We start from the raw sequence: 15,472 nt of genomic DNA, 5'->3' as shown, positions 1-15,472 counted from the left end.
GAAATCGTGCAAACGTGTTATACTAGAAAGATGTGAAAAAACATTTCACTTTCTGTTACTTGCAGAAAGCTTCATATAGAAACGGAGAGAACAACGTGAACCAACAAAACAAAAAGGCGCCCGTCGAATTGAAAGTCGGACAGACCTTTCCGCTGACGATTAAACGTCTCGGGATTAACGGGGAAGGCGTCGGCTATTTCAAGAAAAAAGTCGTATTCGTGCCCGGCGCGCTTCCAGGTGAAGAGGTTGTCGTCCAAGCGACGAAAGTGCAGCCGAAGTTTTCGGAGGGACGGATCAAGAACATTCGCAAGGCTTCGGAGCATCGGGTAGCACCGCCTTGCCCTGTCTACGAGCAGTGCGGCGGCTGTCAGCTTCAGCATCTTGCATACAGCCAGCAGCTTCGGGAAAAGCGCGACATCGTCATCCAGTCTCTGGAGCGCCATACGAAGTTCAAAGTCGAAAACATGGATATCAGAGAAACGGTCGGCATGGACAACCCATGGAACTACCGTAACAAAAGCCAATTCCAGATCGGACGCTCACAAAGCGGCAGCATCATTGCCGGCTTATACGGCCTTGATTCTCATGATATCGTGCCGATCAAAGACTGCATCGTCCAGCATCCGGCAACCAACAAAACAACAGGCATCGTCCGCCGTATTTTAGAGGACTTCAATGTGTCTGTTTATAATGAAAGAAAACGAAAAGGCGACGTTCGCACGATCGTGACGAGAGTCGGCTTTGAAACAGGCGAAGTGCAGGTCGTGCTTGTCACAGCAAAAGATACGCTTCCGCACAAGGAAGAAATCGTCAAAGCGATCCAAAAGCGCCTGCCTGAGGTGAAATCCATTATTCAAAATGTAAACGGAGCGAAAACCTCTGTTATTTTCGGTGAGAAATCAAAACCCCTCGCCGGACATACCGTGATTCAAGAAGTGCTCGGCGACGTATCTTTTGAATTAAGCGCCCGCGCCTTCTTCCAGCTCAATCCGGAGCAAACCGTCAAGCTGTATGACGAAGTGAAAAAAGCGGCGCAGCTGACCGGGAAAGAAAAAGTCGTTGACGCGTATTGCGGCGTCGGCACCATCGGCATGTGGGTGGCGGACGGAGCGAAGGAAGTCCGCGGCATGGACGTCATCAAAGAATCAATTGACGATGCCAAGAAAAATGCCAAAAAACACGGTATGACAAACGCCACGTACGTAACAGGAACAGCCGAGTACTGGCTCCCGAAATGGACGAAAGAAGGCTTCCGCCCGGACGTCGTCATCGTTGACCCGCCAAGAACCGGCTGTGACACTACGTTCCTAGACACGATCAAAAAAGTCAAACCGAAACGCTTTGTCTACGTTTCCTGCAATCCATCCACGCTTGCGAAGGATTTGCAGGCGCTGTCGAAAGACTATCGCGTGGAATATATTCAGCCTATGGATATGTTTCCGCAGACGGCTCATGTGGAAGCAGTGGCGAAGCTTGTATTGAAATCGTCTAACTAAAATAAACAATTCCTAATCAGATCTGGATTTCGGTAAAATAAACAATTCCGATTTCCAGGTCTTTTTCATGCGCAGCCCAATCAAGCTATTGAAAGAAAATTTGCAGGAACATACACTGAAACTTGGATTATGTACCTAACCCTATGACTCAAACTGCTTTTCTAGTCGCTTTTTATATGTTATTAGTAAAGATGTAAATGTTCAAAATTTACTTTCGTTTGATAAGAAGTGCTTAAGCATGCTATAAGTGTAAAAGAAGATTGGTCAGCTTTTTAATTTTGGGATAAAGGTTTGGGTTGGTATCCCATAATGAAAGGATTTGAATGGAATGACGATAGATAATTTCTGGCGTGAATTACCACGGCCTTTTTTTGTACTGGCTCCAATGGAAGATGTAACGGATGTAGTTTTCCGGCATGTAGTAAGTGAAGCAGGCAGGCCGGATGTATTTTTTACAGAGTTTACAAACTCGGAGAGCTATTGCCACCCCGATGGGAAGGATAGTGTACGCGGCCGTTTGACCTTCACGGAGGATGAACAGCCAATGGTGGCTCATATATGGGGAGACAAGCCTGAGAACTTTCGCCAAATGAGTATTGGCATGGCGGAGCTAGGATTTAAGGGTCTAGATATCAATATGGGCTGCCCTGTGCCTAATGTGGCGGGGAACGGAAAGGGAAGCGGCCTTATTTGCCGTCCTGAAGTTGCAGCAGAATTAATACAAGCTGCAAAAGCAGGGGGATTGCCTGTAAGCGTGAAGACAAGACTTGGCTACACAGATGTAGACGAATGGCGCGACTGGCTGACACACATTTTGAAACAGGATATTGCCAATCTTTCTATTCATTTGCGTACAAGAGCAGAAATGAGCAAAGTAGATGCGCATTGGGAACTCATCCCGGAGATTAAGAAACTTCGTGACGAGGTGGCACCGGATACCCTTTTGACGATCAATGGGGATATCCCTGACCGGGAAACGGGCTTAAAGCTCGCTGAACAATACGGTGTAGACGGGATTATGATTGGACGCGGTATTTTTACAAATCCATTTGCCTTTGAAAAGGAGCCGAAAGAGCATAGCAGTAAGGAATTGCTTGATCTTTTAAGGCTGCATCTGGATCTTCATGATAAATATTCAGCATTAGAAGCGCGTCCGTACAAGCCTCTTCCTCGCTTTTTCAAGATCTACCTCCGCGGGTTCCGAGGCGCAAGTGAATTAAGAAATCAATGCATGAACACAAAGTCAACGGATGAAGTGCGGGCATTGCTCGATGAATTTGAGAGAAGGTATCTTGATGGGGTGGAGCCACAGTAGAAGTGTTCCAAATCAAGGTGAAAGCGAAGCGGGACATTAAACTGGTGTAAATGCAGTATTGAACCGGATTCTTCCTGCAAATTTTTATCACGAGAAATATCGATATTCAAAGACTGCCGAGAAGCTGTTAAGTAGCGGAATTAAAAATTGTAAGAATCAAGATAGCAGGGACAATTTTCCTTGCTATCTTTTTTTATCGAAAAGGATAAGATAAAATACATGGTAATAATAGGGGCTGGTGCGGCTGCAATGAAGGGGGAGTTTGATGAAAGAATTTCCTATAATTGAAACAAAAAGATTATTGTTAAGAGAAGTAGAATTGGAAGATGCCAAAGATATGCTAACATATCTTTCAGATCAAGATGTTGTTAAGCCGATGGGGTTAGACCCCTTTGAAACAACTAGTGATGTTTGTGAAGAGATTAGATGGTATTCAACCATATATGAAAAAGGTACAGGGATCAGATGGGGCATTACACTTAAAGATGCTGGCATCGTCATAGGAAGTTGTGGATTTCTTAATAGAATCGCAAAACATTATCGAGCTGAGGTTGGGTATGAATTGCGCAAAGATTACTGGAGAAAAGGCATCGTAAGTGAAGCATTAGAGGCTGTCGTCAAATATGGGTATAACTGCTTGCAGCTGGAAAGAATTGAAGCGCTTATAGAACCCTCTAATATCCCATCGATAAAACTGGTAGAAAAACAAGGTTTTAGCAGAGAGGGCTTGCTGAGACATTATGAATTTGCTTGTGGTAGATTTGAAGATTTATATATGTATTCAATGATCAAAGGAGATCTTACATCTGATTTGAGAAAAGATAAAAATGAATTTTAACTAATGCCTCTTTCACAATAATGTGAGAAACTAATTGCCCAGGATATTCAAAATGAAACAGGGGAACTTATTATTTCAACTATTATATGAAACAGAAATAGGGGGTAGAGAAAAATGAAACGACTATGCATCATCCCCTGCGGCAAGAAAAAAATCTGGGATGTCCAGCCTGATGCGGGGCCGGTAAGGGCGGTGGACGCTTATCTGAGCCCGTTTCATCAGGCGTGCGAGCGGTATGCGAAAGCATTTTTCGATGAGTGGGTGATATTGTCGGCGAAGCATGGCTTTCTTCGCCCTGATGATATTGTATCAGGAAATTACGATGTGACCTTTGGCACCGGTCATGCGGAGATCATGACATCACAGGAGCTCCGCCGCCAATTTTGCGAAAAAGGCTTTTCCGACATCGAAGAGCTTGTCATGCTTGGCGGGAAAAAATATCGAAGTGTCCTAAACGCCGTCATCGGCGAGCACCAGCATATCAGCTGGCCACTGTCATCGTACAAAGGCATTGGCTACATGCTTCAAGCATTGAATCGGGCTGTTGAAGAAAAGCATGAACTGTAGCACGTACATATGAAGAAAAGAGTGTGAACATGAAAAAACTTGTGTTTGGCTTGCTTGCCATTGCGGTATTCGGAAGCGGACTTCGAAAAATGCCGCAGAGCAGAAGCTTGTCTCTTATGTGAAACAAACCTATCCTGAAAAAGAAATGAAGATCGCGAAGGGGATATATAACGCTAAAACCTCTGAATATGTATTCCAAGCAAACACCCAATCTCATCGCTACCCTGTGTACCAAGGGATTTCTCCATCCTAAAGTAACGTGCGATGGAATTGAAGAAGCGTATACCGAATCAGTAGCAAAGCATGTAAATGAAGTAGCATCGAAGGCAATCGAAGCAGATCTGAAAAAAGCGGTTCCGCAAGTCATAAAAGCTGATGCGGTTTTGAGTGTCGAAAACGGACAGTTCACATTAGATACAAAATGGAACAAACAGCTGGCTGAAAAAGCGCCTATGAGCATGACGATTCAGTTAGACGCCAGCGGGTTATCAAAAACAGATGCCGCAAAGATGGCGGAAACGGTCAGAAAAACGCTTAATGCAAAGGGGTATACATACTCAAACGGCACGATAGACTGCATGCAGAAGGACGGGGACGGCGGTATCGGATATGTCAAATATTCAATTGATTATCTTTCCAAAGCAGCGATTCAGTCAAACGATGCAGAGGAACTGGGAAGTTAAAAAAATTTCCAAGGAAATAAATACGTCGAACATTGTCAAAGGCCGGGTGATATCCGGTCTTTTTTGCATCTGTAAAATGATACAAATGAATCAGTATGAGACAAAACGAGACACCCGTCTCAAACTGTCTCCGGTGTGAAGACGAGAGGGCTGATTTTACGGGCTCCAAAGATTGGCACACTTCTTGCATGTATTATCGTGAACCCTAAATAGAAGGAGGCACACACAATGGAACTGTTAAAACGAGAAGGCTTGTCATTAACTGAGGAAAAAGCGCTGTGGATGTACCAAAAGATGCTGGAAATCAGGGGCTTTGAGGACAAAGTGCATGAACTGTTCGCAGAGGGAGTGCTTCCCGGATTCGTCCATTTGTATGCTGGTGAAGAAGCGGTAGCTGTAGGCGTGTGCGCTCACTTAGATGATGGCGACAGCATTACAAGCACACACAGAGGGCATGGCCATTGTATCGCCAAGGGCTGTGATCTGAACGGCATGATGGCTGAAATTTTCGGGAAAGCGACCGGGCTTTGTAAAGGCAAAGGCGGATCGATGCACATTGCTGATCTCGATAAAGGCATGTTGGGGGCAAATGGAATCGTCGGGGGCGGGTTTACGCTCGCATGCGGGTCAGCGCTCACGGCTAAATATAAACAGACTAAAAATGTAAGCGTTTGCTTTTTCGGAGACGGAGCAAATAACCAAGGAACCTTCCATGAAGGCCTCAACTTAGCGGCTGTATGGAACCTTCCAGTTGTGTTTATAGCTGAAAACAATGGCTACGGCGAAGCCACGACATTTGAGTACGCGTCAGCCTGTGATTCAATCGCTGATCGGGCAGTTGCCTATAACATGCCGGGAGTAACCGTGGACGGAAAAGATATTTTAGCAGTTTACCAGGCAGCGGAGGAAGCAATTGAACGAGCAAGAAACGGCGGAGGCCCGTCTTTAATTGAATGCATGACCTACCGAAACTACGGCCATTTCGAAGGAGATGCCCAAACCTATAAAACAAAGGATGAAAGAGCTGAGCACCTTGAAGAAAAGGATGCTATACAAGGCTTTAAAAACTATCTGTTAAACGAGACGGATGCAAAAAAACTGGCAGACATTGAACAAAGCGTGAATGAAGCAATTGAAAAAGCAGTCTCCTTCAGCCAAGACAGCCCATATCCGAAAGAATCAGAGCTGCTGACAGATGTATATGTCTCATATGAAAAAGGAGGAATGTAAGATGGCAAGAGTCATAAGCATGTCAGACGCGATCAACGAGGCGATGAAACTTGCGATGAGAAGGGACGAAAATGTGCTGTTGATCGGTGAGGATGTAGCCGGAGGAGCGGCAGTCGATCATTTGCAGGACGATGAAGCATGGGGCGGCGTATTAGGCGTCACCAAAGGGCTCGTTCAGGAATTTGGACGGAGCAGGGTACTGGATACGCCTATATCTGAAGCGGGCTATATGGGCGCCGCTATGGCTGCGGCATCAACAGGGCTGAGACCGATTGCGGAGCTGATGTTTAACGACTTCATCGGCACGTGCTTTGACCAGGTCATCAACCAAGGGGCAAAATTCCGCTATATGTTCGGCGGAAAAGCGCAAGTGCCAATTACCGTCCGTACCACATACGGAGCGGGTTTCCGGGCTGCGGCACAGCACTCCCAGGCGCTGTACGGCCTTTTCACAAGCATTCCGGGGCTGAAGACGGTTGTTCCATCGAATCCGTATGACGCCAAAGGCCTGCTGCTTGCGGCAATCGAAGACAACGATCCGGTGTTCTTCTTTGAAGACAAAACGTCCTACAACATGAAAGGCGAAGTGCCGGAAGAGTATTATACAATCCCGCTTGGAAAAGCGGACATCAAACGCGAGGGCAGCGACATCACGCTGTTTGCGATCGGCAAGCAGGTCAATACCGCACTCGAAGCGGCAGCACAATTATCAGAAAAAGGCATCGAAGCCGAGGTAATCGATCCCCGTAGTCTGTCTCCTCTGGATGAGGACGCGATTTTCACATCGTTAGAAAAAACAAACCGGCTGATCATCGTTGACGAAGCCAACCCGCGATGCAGCATAGCGACAGATATTGCAGCGATTGTAGCTGACAAAGGCTTTGATCTGCTAGATGCGCCGATTAAGCGGATTACAGCGCCGCACACACCTGTGCCGTTTTCGCCAGTGCTTGAAGATCAATATTTGCCGACACCAGATAAAATCGTCAGCGTCACGCTTGAATTGCTTGGCGAGCCGGCAGTGAATTAAAGGGGGGACACATATGGCGGTCAAAGTAGTGATGCCAAAGTTGGGAATGGCCATGAAACAAGGAGAAGTATCAATTTGGAACAAAAAAGTGGGAGATCCGGTTGAAAAAGGAGAAAGCATTGCCAGCATTCAGTCGGAGAAAATTGAAATGGAAATTGAGGCGCCAGAAAAGGGCACGCTCATTGATATCAAGGTGAAAGAAGGGGAAGAGGTTCCGCCCGGTACGGCCATCTGCTACATCGGGGATGCCGATGAATCGGTGCAGGAAGAAACGGAAGAGCCAGCCGCTGAAGCAAGCAGGCAAGCAGATCCCCAGCCTCCTAAACATGAAAACAAACCCGCAAACACTAAAAAAGATAGACTGAAAATCTCTCCAGTCGCCAGAAAAATAGCGGAAAAAGCAGGGTTAGACCTGAAAAATCTGAAGGGCACGGGACCGGGCGGACGAATCGTGAAAGATGATGTCACAAAGGCGCTTTCTGAACAAAAAAGAGAACAGGCTGAGCCAGTTTCCGACCAAAAGGCGCAGGAAACGCCGGTTACAGGCATGAGAAAAGTGATCGCGTCCAGAATGCAGGAAAGCTTGGCAAACAGCGCCCAGCTGACGATTACAATGAAGGCTGATATCACTAAGCTGGCAGCGCTTCAAAAACAGCTTTCGCCGACAGCAGAGGAACGGCACGGCACGAAATTAACGATGACTCATTTTGTCTCAAGAGCTGCGGTGCTCGCTCTCCAATCACATCCTATGCTGAACAGCTTCTACAAAAATGAGCGCATTATCACACATCCTCATGTTCATCTTGGAATGGCTGTTGCTCTTGAAAAAGGGTTGGTTGTCCCTGTGATCCGCCATGCTGAAAAGAAATCGCTGATTGAACTGGCTCAATCCATTTCGGAAAATGCTAAAAAAGCACGCGAGGGACGGGCGGGAAGCGAAGAACTGCAAGGCTCAACCTTCTCCATTACAAACCTTGGCGCTTTTGGAGTGGAGCATTTCACGCCGATATTAAATCCGCCGGAAACAGGCATACTCGGCATCGGAGCAAGCTATGACACGCCGGTGTATCTAGGAGAGGAAATTGTCAGAAGCACGATCCTGCCGCTCAGCCTGACATTTGATCACAGAGTCTGTGACGGCGCTCCGGCCGCTGCCTTTCTGAAGGCGATTAAAACATATTTGGAAGAACCGGCAGCATTAATTTTATAGGAAAAGCAGGTGAAAACGACATGACACTAGCCATTATCGGAGGGGGACCAGCAGGCTATGCCGCTGCAGTCTCAGCGGCACAGCAGGGGAAAAAGGTGCTGCTCATTGACAAAGGCTCACTTGGAGGAACCTGTCTGAATGAAGGCTGCATTCCGACGAAGTCTTTGTTAGAAAGCGCAAACGTACTTGATAAAATCAAACATGCCGGGCGCTTTGGAATTGAACTTCCGCCTGGTGCAATCTCGGTTGATTGGAACAAGATGCAGAGCAGGAAACAGCAGGTTGTCAGCCAGCTTGTCCAAGGCGTACAGTACTTAATGAAGAAAAATCAAATACAGGTCGTAAAGGGAGAGGCTTCCTTTCTTTCTGACAAGAAGCTCTTGATCAAAGGGGAGAACGGAAAAGAAATCAGAGAGGCGGAACAAATATTGATTGCAACCGGATCAGAGCCGATCGAGCTGCCCTTTGCCCCGTTTGACGGCGAATGGGTGATTGACAGCAAAGACGCACTCGCCCTTTCAGACATTCCCGCTTCGCTTGTGATTGTCGGAGGCGGTGTGATCGGCTGCGAGTATGCCGGATTGTTCGCCAGACTTGGAACGAAGGTGACGATCATTGAAACAGCCGGCCAGCTGATTCCGGCAGAGGATGAGGATATCGCCCGTCACTTTCAGGAAAAGCTTGAGGAAGACGGAGTTGAAGTTCATACCTCCTCCCGGTTAGAGCGTGTTGATCCAGCAGCCAAAACGGCGATATGGAAAAGCGGGCAGCGTGAGTTTAAGACGAAGGCCGATTATGTACTAGTGGCGATTGGAAGAAAACCTCGTCTGGATGGATTACAGCTTGAGCAGGCGGGAATTGATTTTTCCAAAAAAGGTATTCTCGTAAATGAGCAGATGCAGACCAATGTGCCTCATATCTACGCATGCGGGGACGCGATCGGTGGCATTCAGCTGGCTCATGCCGCTTTCCATGAAGGGATCATCGCAGCTTCACACGCTTCGGGACGGGACGTCAAAATGAACGAAAAAAATGTGCCCCGATGTATTTATACATCCCCAGAAATTGCTTGTATCGGATTGACAGAAAAACAGGCGAGACACGTTTACGGAGATGTACAGATTGGTGAATTTCCTTTTTCCGCAAACGGGAAAGCGCTCATCAAACACCAAGCAGAAGGAAAGGTCAAAATCGTGGTTGAGCCGGAGTTCAGTGAAATCGTCGGAGTCTCAATGATCGGACCGGATGTGACCGAGCTCATCGGCCAGGCGGCTGCCATCATGAACGGTGAAATGACAGCGGATATGGCAGAGCATTTTATCGCGGCTCATCCGACACTCTCGGAAACGCTGCACGAAGCATTGTTAAGCACAATTGGGCTTGCGGTGCATGCATAACAAGAAAAGCTGGCGAATGCGCCGGCTTTTTTATTGTTGAAAGCGCTTCACTTTTCCCCTACAATAGATGAAAACGGCGTGTAAGGGAGGAACGATCAAGGAATGAATTCGATCCCGAACGATTTGCAAACCTGGAGACGTTTTGTGAAGGACGGCGTGCTGGACGAAGCCCGAATAAGAAAAAGGATAGCCGAGTCCTGGCATCGCTGCAGAAAGGCTGAGGTTAACCCCTATTTGGAAAAAGGCCCGAAGGTTTTGCAGCAAACGGAGCTGGATCAGCAGTCAAACAAACATTCATTCTTTCTGTCGACCGCAATGCCTTACCTGGAAAAACTGCTGCCTGCAATAAAAGAAATGGAAATGATGGCGCTATTAATTGATGCGGACGGCGTGGTGCTGGCGCTTGACGGCCATCGCCGAGCGCTCCATGAAGCCAAACGCATTAACTTTATCGAAGGCGCGTGCTGGACGGAAACGGCGGTTGGCACAAATGCAATCGGAACGGCGCTTCACATTAGCGAGCCGGTTGTCATTCAAGGTTCAGAGCATTATTCTGTCGCCTCCCATCACTGGAATTGCTCAGCAGCACCGATTCATTATGAGGACGGCAGTCTTGCGGGGGTGATTGATATCTCTTGCCCGGCAGCGCACACATACCCAAATATGCTAGGCATTGCCACGGCGATTGCTTATGCCGCGGAACGAGAATTGGCAGCCAAAAGCAGGGAGAAAGAGCTTGAACTGCTCAGCCGCTTTGCCGATAGGGCATCGTCCCGTGTGCCGATCGTGCTTTGCAATGCCAAACAGCACATCATCGGCGCAAGCCTACCGATACAAACGTCAATACCGGATTGGCAAGGCCGGCATCTTTATGAGTTGAAGGAAAGGGGTTTTACGATCGAAAAAGCGGTCACTATGGGGGACAGCGGCACTTGTTTTTATTTATCGGAACAAAAGAAAAAACCGGCCTTTCGATTTAATGGAGTCCTTGGACAAAGCAGGCAATCGCAAGCCATGCTCAAAAGCCTCGAACGAGCGGCCGCGGCAGATGCGACAGTTTGTCTGTCGGGTGAAACTGGCACGGGGAAGGAAGTCGCGGCCCGCGCGCTTCATGAAAACAGCGACCGTAAGCACGGGCCGTTTGTAGCTGTGAATTGCGGAGCGATCCCGTCGGATTTAATCGAAAGCGAGCTGTTCGGCTATGCAGAAGGCGCTTTTACGGGAGCGAAACGAAATGGCTACAAAGGCGCCTTCCAAAAAGCGAATCATGGCACCTTATTTCTAGATGAAATCGGAGAAATTTCCCACTCGATGCAGGTAGCGCTTTTACGGGTGCTTCAGGAACGCAAGATTACACCGATTGGCGGGACAAAGGAAATTCCAGTTGATATCAGAGTGATTGCTGCCACACATTGTGATTTGCGCGAACTCGCAGAAAACGGAAAAATCAGAGAGGACCTGTTTTACCGCCTTCATGTCTACCCGATTCAGCTTCCTCCTCTGCGGAACCGTCTTGAAGATATTGAGGACCTCTTTGCGTACTACACACAGAAAAATGGATGGCCGGGAGAACTTCCGCCAGGCTTTTTGGACGTGCTGATGCAATGGAAATGGCCGGGGAATATCCGCGAGCTGTTTAATGTTTTTGAACGCCTTTCCATCAGATTTCCGGACGGACGGCTGAGTGACGAGCCGCTTTCCTTATTGCTCGAAGCGTCGGGCTTGCCGATCAACCCCGTAAAAGAAGAGCGGGCTGAAACAAAGGCGCTGAACCTCCGAGAGCAAATTCAAAAAGATATCCTCATCAATGCGCTTGAAACAACAAAAGGAAACGTCTCCCAAGCCGCAAAAATCAGCGGCATTCCGCGCAGCACTTTCTACAAACGATTGAAAAAATTTAATATGACCGCTGGATCATAAAGCATACTTCTTTCAAGAAGTGGAAACGTTATGTGTGAAGGAGGGTGTTGAGATGAATATACAGAGAGCAAAAGAAATCGTGGAATCACCGGATATGAAGAAAGTAACTTATAACGGAGTGCCCATTTACATTCAGCATGTGAATGAAGAAACCGGAACAGCAAGAATTTATCCGCTGGATGAACCGCAGCAGGAGCATGAAGTGCTGCTGAACAACTTAAAAGAAGATTAAACAAAAATGGCCCGCTTTCATAAGCAGGCCATTTTTGTTATGCTCGCGGCGCAAATAGGATCACACAAACGCCAATCAGACAAATCAGTGCGCCGATCCAGTCATACAGATCTGGAGTTTTCCGATCGACAAGCCACCCCCAAAAGACAGCTAGTACGATGAACACCCCTCCATAAGCGGCGTATACACGGCCGAAGGAAGGGAAGGATTGAAACGTCGGGAGAATGCCGTACACAATCAATATCAGCGCCCCGGCTACCCCGTACCCGACGGGCTTCGCTTCTCTCAGCCACAGCCAAATCAAATAGCCCCCGCCAATTTCAGCAAGTCCCGCCGCTAGAAATAAAAGAATGGTCATCAGCATCACGCGCACCCCTCAAACTGCAGTTGTATTTCATTATAAAGGAGAGAGACGCGTTAAAGCTTCGGATTCTCTTCAAATTCCTTCAAATACACACTGCGCTGAATCTCCGTAAATTGGCTGATCCAATTGTTTTTCGCCTCTTCCGTCATATGGGGCAGCATATAGCGTTCAACCGCTTCGAAAAATAATGGATTAGCTATGATGTTCCAAGTCGGAATGCGAACGATCTTGCCGTCATTCTTCTCAATGATAATATCCTCAAAGAAAATCCCTTTCAAACTGTATTGATGGCGCCCCATATAAATGCGCTTGATTTCAGTAAAAGGCACGCTGCGTTTTTTTGTGAAAATCTTTCCATCAGGCCCTTGTTTGATGCGAAAAATAACATTTCCTCGGCTTGTGAACGCTGGTAAAACCAAAGAAAATGTGATCAAGCCATAGACAATGGCCATCAATCCGCCTCCTAAATAAAGCAGAGCGTATTTGGATTCGAACGTAATGGCTTCTGACACCAGCCATACGCCTGCAATCACAGCGCCTCCAGTTGCGAGAAACAGCCAGATTCTGAAAAACATTCTGCTTTTCACTTGAATGACTTCATTGTTCTTCAATTGTTTTTCTCCTTTATCGCTCTTTAACAAAAAGCATATCTTTTATTATATCTACACTTGCTGTTATGACAGAAAATTCATTTTGCGTGATACCCGTAACAAGCCAAGTATGGCGGGTGCCGGGCAGGATAAAAGCCATGTCATCCACTTCCGGCGCGTTATCTTTATCGTAAGACAGGCGCATCAGTGTATCCAGCTTTCCTTTACGCAATGCCAAATCATTTATAAACCGGGTAATGTCCTCCTGATAGTCGTGCTTTTCAAGGATTTCCTTCAGATAGGAGGGAGTCTCGGAAGCACCTTCCAGAAGTATTTCAAATTCATTTGATGTCAAAGTCAGGATAGATTCGCTTTTATCCCCGGTATCTATTATATTGAAAAACTCAGCTGTTTTTGTAAGCAATCCGTCACTTGATTCTATTTTTTTTATGCTATGTACTTGCTCATCAAAAAGAAGTTCATGGGAGTAGGTGCCAAATTTAGAAACGTGGCAGGAAACATTCCGTTCACTGCCTTGTTCGTCAAACTTGGAAAGCTTTACTGTATAGTCCGCGTCATTTAATACGTGGATAAACGGGCAGTACTCGTCTTTTAACCTGTATTGATGATTCCGGTATTCAACAGCATCCTTCGCCAAAAGCGAACGGCAGGCTGCTTCAAATAAAAAACCGAGCTGCTCATCTTCAATGTCAGGGAAGTAGGCTTGTTTCAGTGACATGCCCTGTTCAAAAAAGCCTTCGCTGTAAAAACAAAATATGAGCTCTTCTAAGCTGATCGTAAACTGATTCATGATTTATTCTCCTATCCGAATGAAAGTTTGCCTTTAAGGAAATGGGTTGCGCCGTGTATAAGCGAGTCCGCCGTTTTCTTTGCTTTGGCCATTCCTTTATGAATTGTTTTATTGGCTGCATCTATGCCGTCATTCACTGATTCTACGACCTTGCCGGCAGCTTCCAAGCCTTGCTTGGCTGTATCAACGACAGCATGAATCGGTTCTTTTAGCTTTATGGCTGCTTTCTCAGCGAAACCTGATGTGAATTTGGCAATTTTCTCCCCAACCAAACCGCCTACAGCGGAACCAATCGTACCGCCGATGACTGTGCCAACAGGGCCTAACACACTTCCGAGGGCACCGCCGACGACTGCGCCTGCTGTTGCCCCGCCGGCGATAAAAATCGTGTTATTCACTGCATTGCCAACAGCTTTTGCATTTTCCCTTTTGAGCACTTCGGGTTTGTCTTCGTATTTCGAGTAGTTTTCTGCGATCTTTAAGCCTGCTCCAAACGTTTCTGTCGCTCCGGTTATGAGTGTCGCTGTAATGGCATTTCCTTTTGCGAATTTCAAGCCTGTTTTTCCGACATCCTTCAGCGTTGAGCGTACGCCGGCTCCATTAACAAATCCTCTTGTATAGCTTCTTACGCTGTTTGAAAAATCCACTGTGTCCTGCGGAAAGTACTTTGTAAACTTTTTATGTACCAGATCAGAAAACGGTCGGTTTGTCTTTTTAAACAGATATTTTGGGTTCAAAAGCACTCTGGCTGCTTTTTGATAACGGGAGCTGTCTACTGCTCTGGAAATGTCCAATAGAATGTTTGAATGGCGTGCAGTATGTAAACCGCTTGGCTGTTTCACAAACTTTGTAAGCCCTAATCCGTAGTATTTTCCCTGGGTCAGCATAAGTGCGGTTAAGCTTGTCATTGTTCCGTATTTGTCATAAGCGTTATAAAGCTTTCGTAAAATATTGTCTTGCTCAACAAATTTGTCGCTCGTTTTTCTGATGAATATCTCATTGTCACTCAGTTTGGTGACGAGCGCTTTTCCTGAGCTCCAAGCATCCCCGACCCCCGAAAAACAGCTGCTGTAGCGGGGATCGCATTGTAAAATCAGTTGTCCAAGCTCCACATGCAAATCCTTATATTTGTTTTCCATATCAGTTAATTCTGTGACCACATCATTTGCCAGCTGTTCAAGCTTATCCGGATCAACTGCAATGTTTCCTGACACGCTATTCACCTCTCGAGTTTATGTCTTTCCTCTCTTGCTTTTCTTTCTAATTCTTCCATTCTGGCAATCTCAGCTTTTCGTTCTTCTATTTTTACGGCAGCTGCCTTAAGTTCCTGGCTTGTTTCAAGCAGCTCCTGTTCGAACTGGTCGTAGGCAGCTTTTGTTTCCTCGAAATCCTGGTCAAATGTGTTTCTTGCTTTTCCCTGCCACGCATCGCCCAATGCAGATAACCGGGAGTCAAGGAGCATTTTTGAGCTTCTGACCTCTTCAGCGGCTGCACTGTACTGATTTGCAAGCTCGATGACTTTATGTGAGTCCAACTTTTGTCCCCTGCCTTTCCTAAATTAAAGCACAAATGGATGTTTTATATAAATGATTATAAATAATTCGGCATGTATCCGAATCGTACAAAAGAACCTTTTCATAAGAACTGGAAGAGCGTATATTCACTCAAATTTCACAGATGATGAGACTTTGAGAGTGCAAAAAAGGTAAAAAAATCAAATTTCTTACATGATAGGCAATTGAGAAATTTCCCGCCCTATGGGAAAAAAAACTAAAACTGATCAAATGAC

Annotated in this window: 15 protein-coding genes and 1 pseudogene; 11 read left to right on the top strand and 5 right to left on the bottom strand. The window is 46.5% G+C overall.

The features are described 5' to 3' along the window. The first annotated feature begins 95 nt into the window (after positions 1–95). The 11 genes and pseudogenes from rlmD to V6D42_RS15200 all read left to right on the top strand — a co-directional run bounded on the left by rlmD (position 96) and on the right by V6D42_RS15200 (position 11,918). Positions 96–1,496 (top strand): 23S rRNA (uracil(1939)-C(5))-methyltransferase RlmD, encoded by a 1,401-nt coding sequence (gene rlmD / locus V6D42_RS15250; protein ID WP_333513787.1) that lies wholly within the window; start codon positions 96–98, stop codon positions 1,494–1,496. A 328-nt stretch (positions 1,497–1,824) separates the two neighbouring features. Then, a complete protein-coding gene (locus V6D42_RS15245) occupies positions 1,825–2,811 on the top strand; it encodes a tRNA dihydrouridine synthase (RefSeq protein WP_333513786.1) in 987 nt (328 codons plus the stop codon). 265 nt (positions 2,812–3,076) lie between these two features. Further along, the gene (locus V6D42_RS15240) at positions 3,077–3,649 is read left to right on the top strand and encodes a GNAT family N-acetyltransferase (RefSeq protein WP_333513784.1); all 573 of its coding nucleotides are present in this window, start codon (positions 3,077–3,079) and stop codon (positions 3,647–3,649) included. Positions 3,650–3,763: 114 nt separating this feature from the next. Beyond that, positions 3,764–4,216 carry a DUF6884 domain-containing protein gene (locus tag V6D42_RS15235; protein ID WP_333513783.1) on the top strand — a complete coding sequence of 151 codons (453 nt, stop codon included), beginning with the start codon at positions 3,764–3,766 and terminating at the stop codon, positions 4,214–4,216. A gap of 29 nt (positions 4,217–4,245) precedes the next feature. Further along, positions 4,246–4,899 (top strand): annotated as a pseudogene (locus V6D42_RS15230) (YfjL-like protein). Positions 4,900–5,127: 228 nt separating this feature from the next. Beyond that, the gene (gene acoA / locus V6D42_RS15225) at positions 5,128–6,129 is read left to right on the top strand and encodes an acetoin:2,6-dichlorophenolindophenol oxidoreductase subunit alpha (protein ID WP_333513782.1); all 1,002 of its coding nucleotides are present in this window, start codon (positions 5,128–5,130) and stop codon (positions 6,127–6,129) included. A 1-nt stretch (position 6,130) separates the two neighbouring features. After that, entirely contained in the window at positions 6,131–7,159 is a 1,029-nt protein-coding gene (gene acoB / locus V6D42_RS15220; protein ID WP_333513781.1) for an acetoin:2,6-dichlorophenolindophenol oxidoreductase subunit beta, read from the top strand. A gap of 13 nt (positions 7,160–7,172) precedes the next feature. Beyond that, positions 7,173–8,369 carry a dihydrolipoamide acetyltransferase family protein gene (locus tag V6D42_RS15215; protein ID WP_333513780.1) on the top strand — a complete coding sequence of 399 codons (1,197 nt, stop codon included), beginning with the start codon at positions 7,173–7,175 and terminating at the stop codon, positions 8,367–8,369. Between the two features lie 20 nt (positions 8,370–8,389). Further along, on the top strand, positions 8,390–9,766 hold the full coding sequence (lpdA, locus tag V6D42_RS15210) for a dihydrolipoyl dehydrogenase (protein ID WP_333513779.1): 1,377 nt from the start codon (positions 8,390–8,392) through the stop codon (positions 9,764–9,766). Between the two features lie 102 nt (positions 9,767–9,868). Then, positions 9,869–11,686, top strand: a complete 1,818-nt coding sequence (locus V6D42_RS15205) for a sigma-54-dependent Fis family transcriptional regulator (protein ID WP_333513778.1) — start codon at positions 9,869–9,871, stop codon at positions 11,684–11,686. A 52-nt stretch (positions 11,687–11,738) separates the two neighbouring features. Continuing rightward, positions 11,739–11,918, top strand: coding sequence for a small acid-soluble spore protein H (locus tag V6D42_RS15200; RefSeq protein WP_010333419.1), 180 nt, complete (start codon positions 11,739–11,741; stop codon positions 11,916–11,918). Positions 11,919–11,955: 37 nt separating this feature from the next. Here V6D42_RS15200 and V6D42_RS15195 read toward each other — a convergent pair whose 3' ends face one another. From V6D42_RS15195 to V6D42_RS15175, 5 genes are read right to left on the bottom strand one after another with little or no spacing between them, the layout of a single operon-like run. Beyond that, positions 11,956–12,285: a YnfA family protein gene (locus V6D42_RS15195; RefSeq protein ID WP_081720824.1), complete on the bottom strand. Its 330-nt coding sequence runs from the start codon at positions 12,283–12,285 to the stop codon at positions 11,956–11,958. Positions 12,286–12,335: 50 nt separating this feature from the next. Continuing rightward, positions 12,336–12,893: a YfjD family protein gene (locus V6D42_RS15190; RefSeq protein ID WP_333513777.1), complete on the bottom strand. Its 558-nt coding sequence runs from the start codon at positions 12,891–12,893 to the stop codon at positions 12,336–12,338. A 13-nt stretch (positions 12,894–12,906) separates the two neighbouring features. Then, entirely contained in the window at positions 12,907–13,683 is a 777-nt protein-coding gene (locus V6D42_RS15185) for a hypothetical protein (protein ID WP_333513776.1), read from the bottom strand. A gap of 11 nt (positions 13,684–13,694) precedes the next feature. Then, positions 13,695–14,897 carry a hypothetical protein gene (locus V6D42_RS15180; protein WP_333513775.1) on the bottom strand — a complete coding sequence of 401 codons (1,203 nt, stop codon included), beginning with the start codon at positions 14,895–14,897 and terminating at the stop codon, positions 13,695–13,697. Positions 14,898–14,902: 5 nt separating this feature from the next. After that, positions 14,903–15,217, bottom strand: coding sequence for a WXG100 family type VII secretion target (locus V6D42_RS15175; protein WP_333513774.1), 315 nt, complete (start codon positions 15,215–15,217; stop codon positions 14,903–14,905). Positions 15,218–15,472: the final 255 nt, after the last annotated feature.

This window comes from Bacillus sp. 0909A (genome assembly GCF_036765115.1).
GTDB classification, from domain to species: Bacteria; Bacillota; Bacilli; order Bacillales; family Bacillaceae; genus Bacillus; species Bacillus mojavensis.
The sequence above is the reverse complement of the archived record's forward strand: the minus strand, read 5'-3'. Positions and strand labels throughout refer to the sequence as shown.

Bases quoted from the DNA above. Each gene is read 5' to 3' on its own strand.
- V6D42_RS15235 (WP_333513783.1), top strand. From the start codon at position 3,764: ATGAAACGACTATGCATCATCCCCTGCGGCAAGAAAAAAATCTGGGAT.
- acoB (WP_333513781.1), top strand. From the start codon at position 6,131: ATGGCAAGAGTCATAAGCATGTCAGACGCGATCAACGAGGCGATGAAA.
- V6D42_RS15240 (WP_333513784.1), top strand. From the start codon at position 3,077: ATGAAAGAATTTCCTATAATTGAAACAAAAAGATTATTGTTAAGAGAA.
- V6D42_RS15215 (WP_333513780.1), top strand. From the start codon at position 7,173: ATGGCGGTCAAAGTAGTGATGCCAAAGTTGGGAATGGCCATGAAACAA.
- acoA (WP_333513782.1), top strand. From the start codon at position 5,128: ATGGAACTGTTAAAACGAGAAGGCTTGTCATTAACTGAGGAAAAAGCG.
- lpdA (WP_333513779.1), top strand. From the start codon at position 8,390: ATGACACTAGCCATTATCGGAGGGGGACCAGCAGGCTATGCCGCTGCA.
- V6D42_RS15200 (WP_010333419.1), top strand. From the start codon at position 11,739: ATGAATATACAGAGAGCAAAAGAAATCGTGGAATCACCGGATATGAAG.
- V6D42_RS15185 (WP_333513776.1), bottom strand. From the start codon at position 13,683: ATGAATCAGTTTACGATCAGCTTAGAAGAGCTCATATTTTGTTTTTAC.
- V6D42_RS15245 (WP_333513786.1), top strand. From the start codon at position 1,825: ATGACGATAGATAATTTCTGGCGTGAATTACCACGGCCTTTTTTTGTA.
- V6D42_RS15205 (WP_333513778.1), top strand. From the start codon at position 9,869: ATGAATTCGATCCCGAACGATTTGCAAACCTGGAGACGTTTTGTGAAG.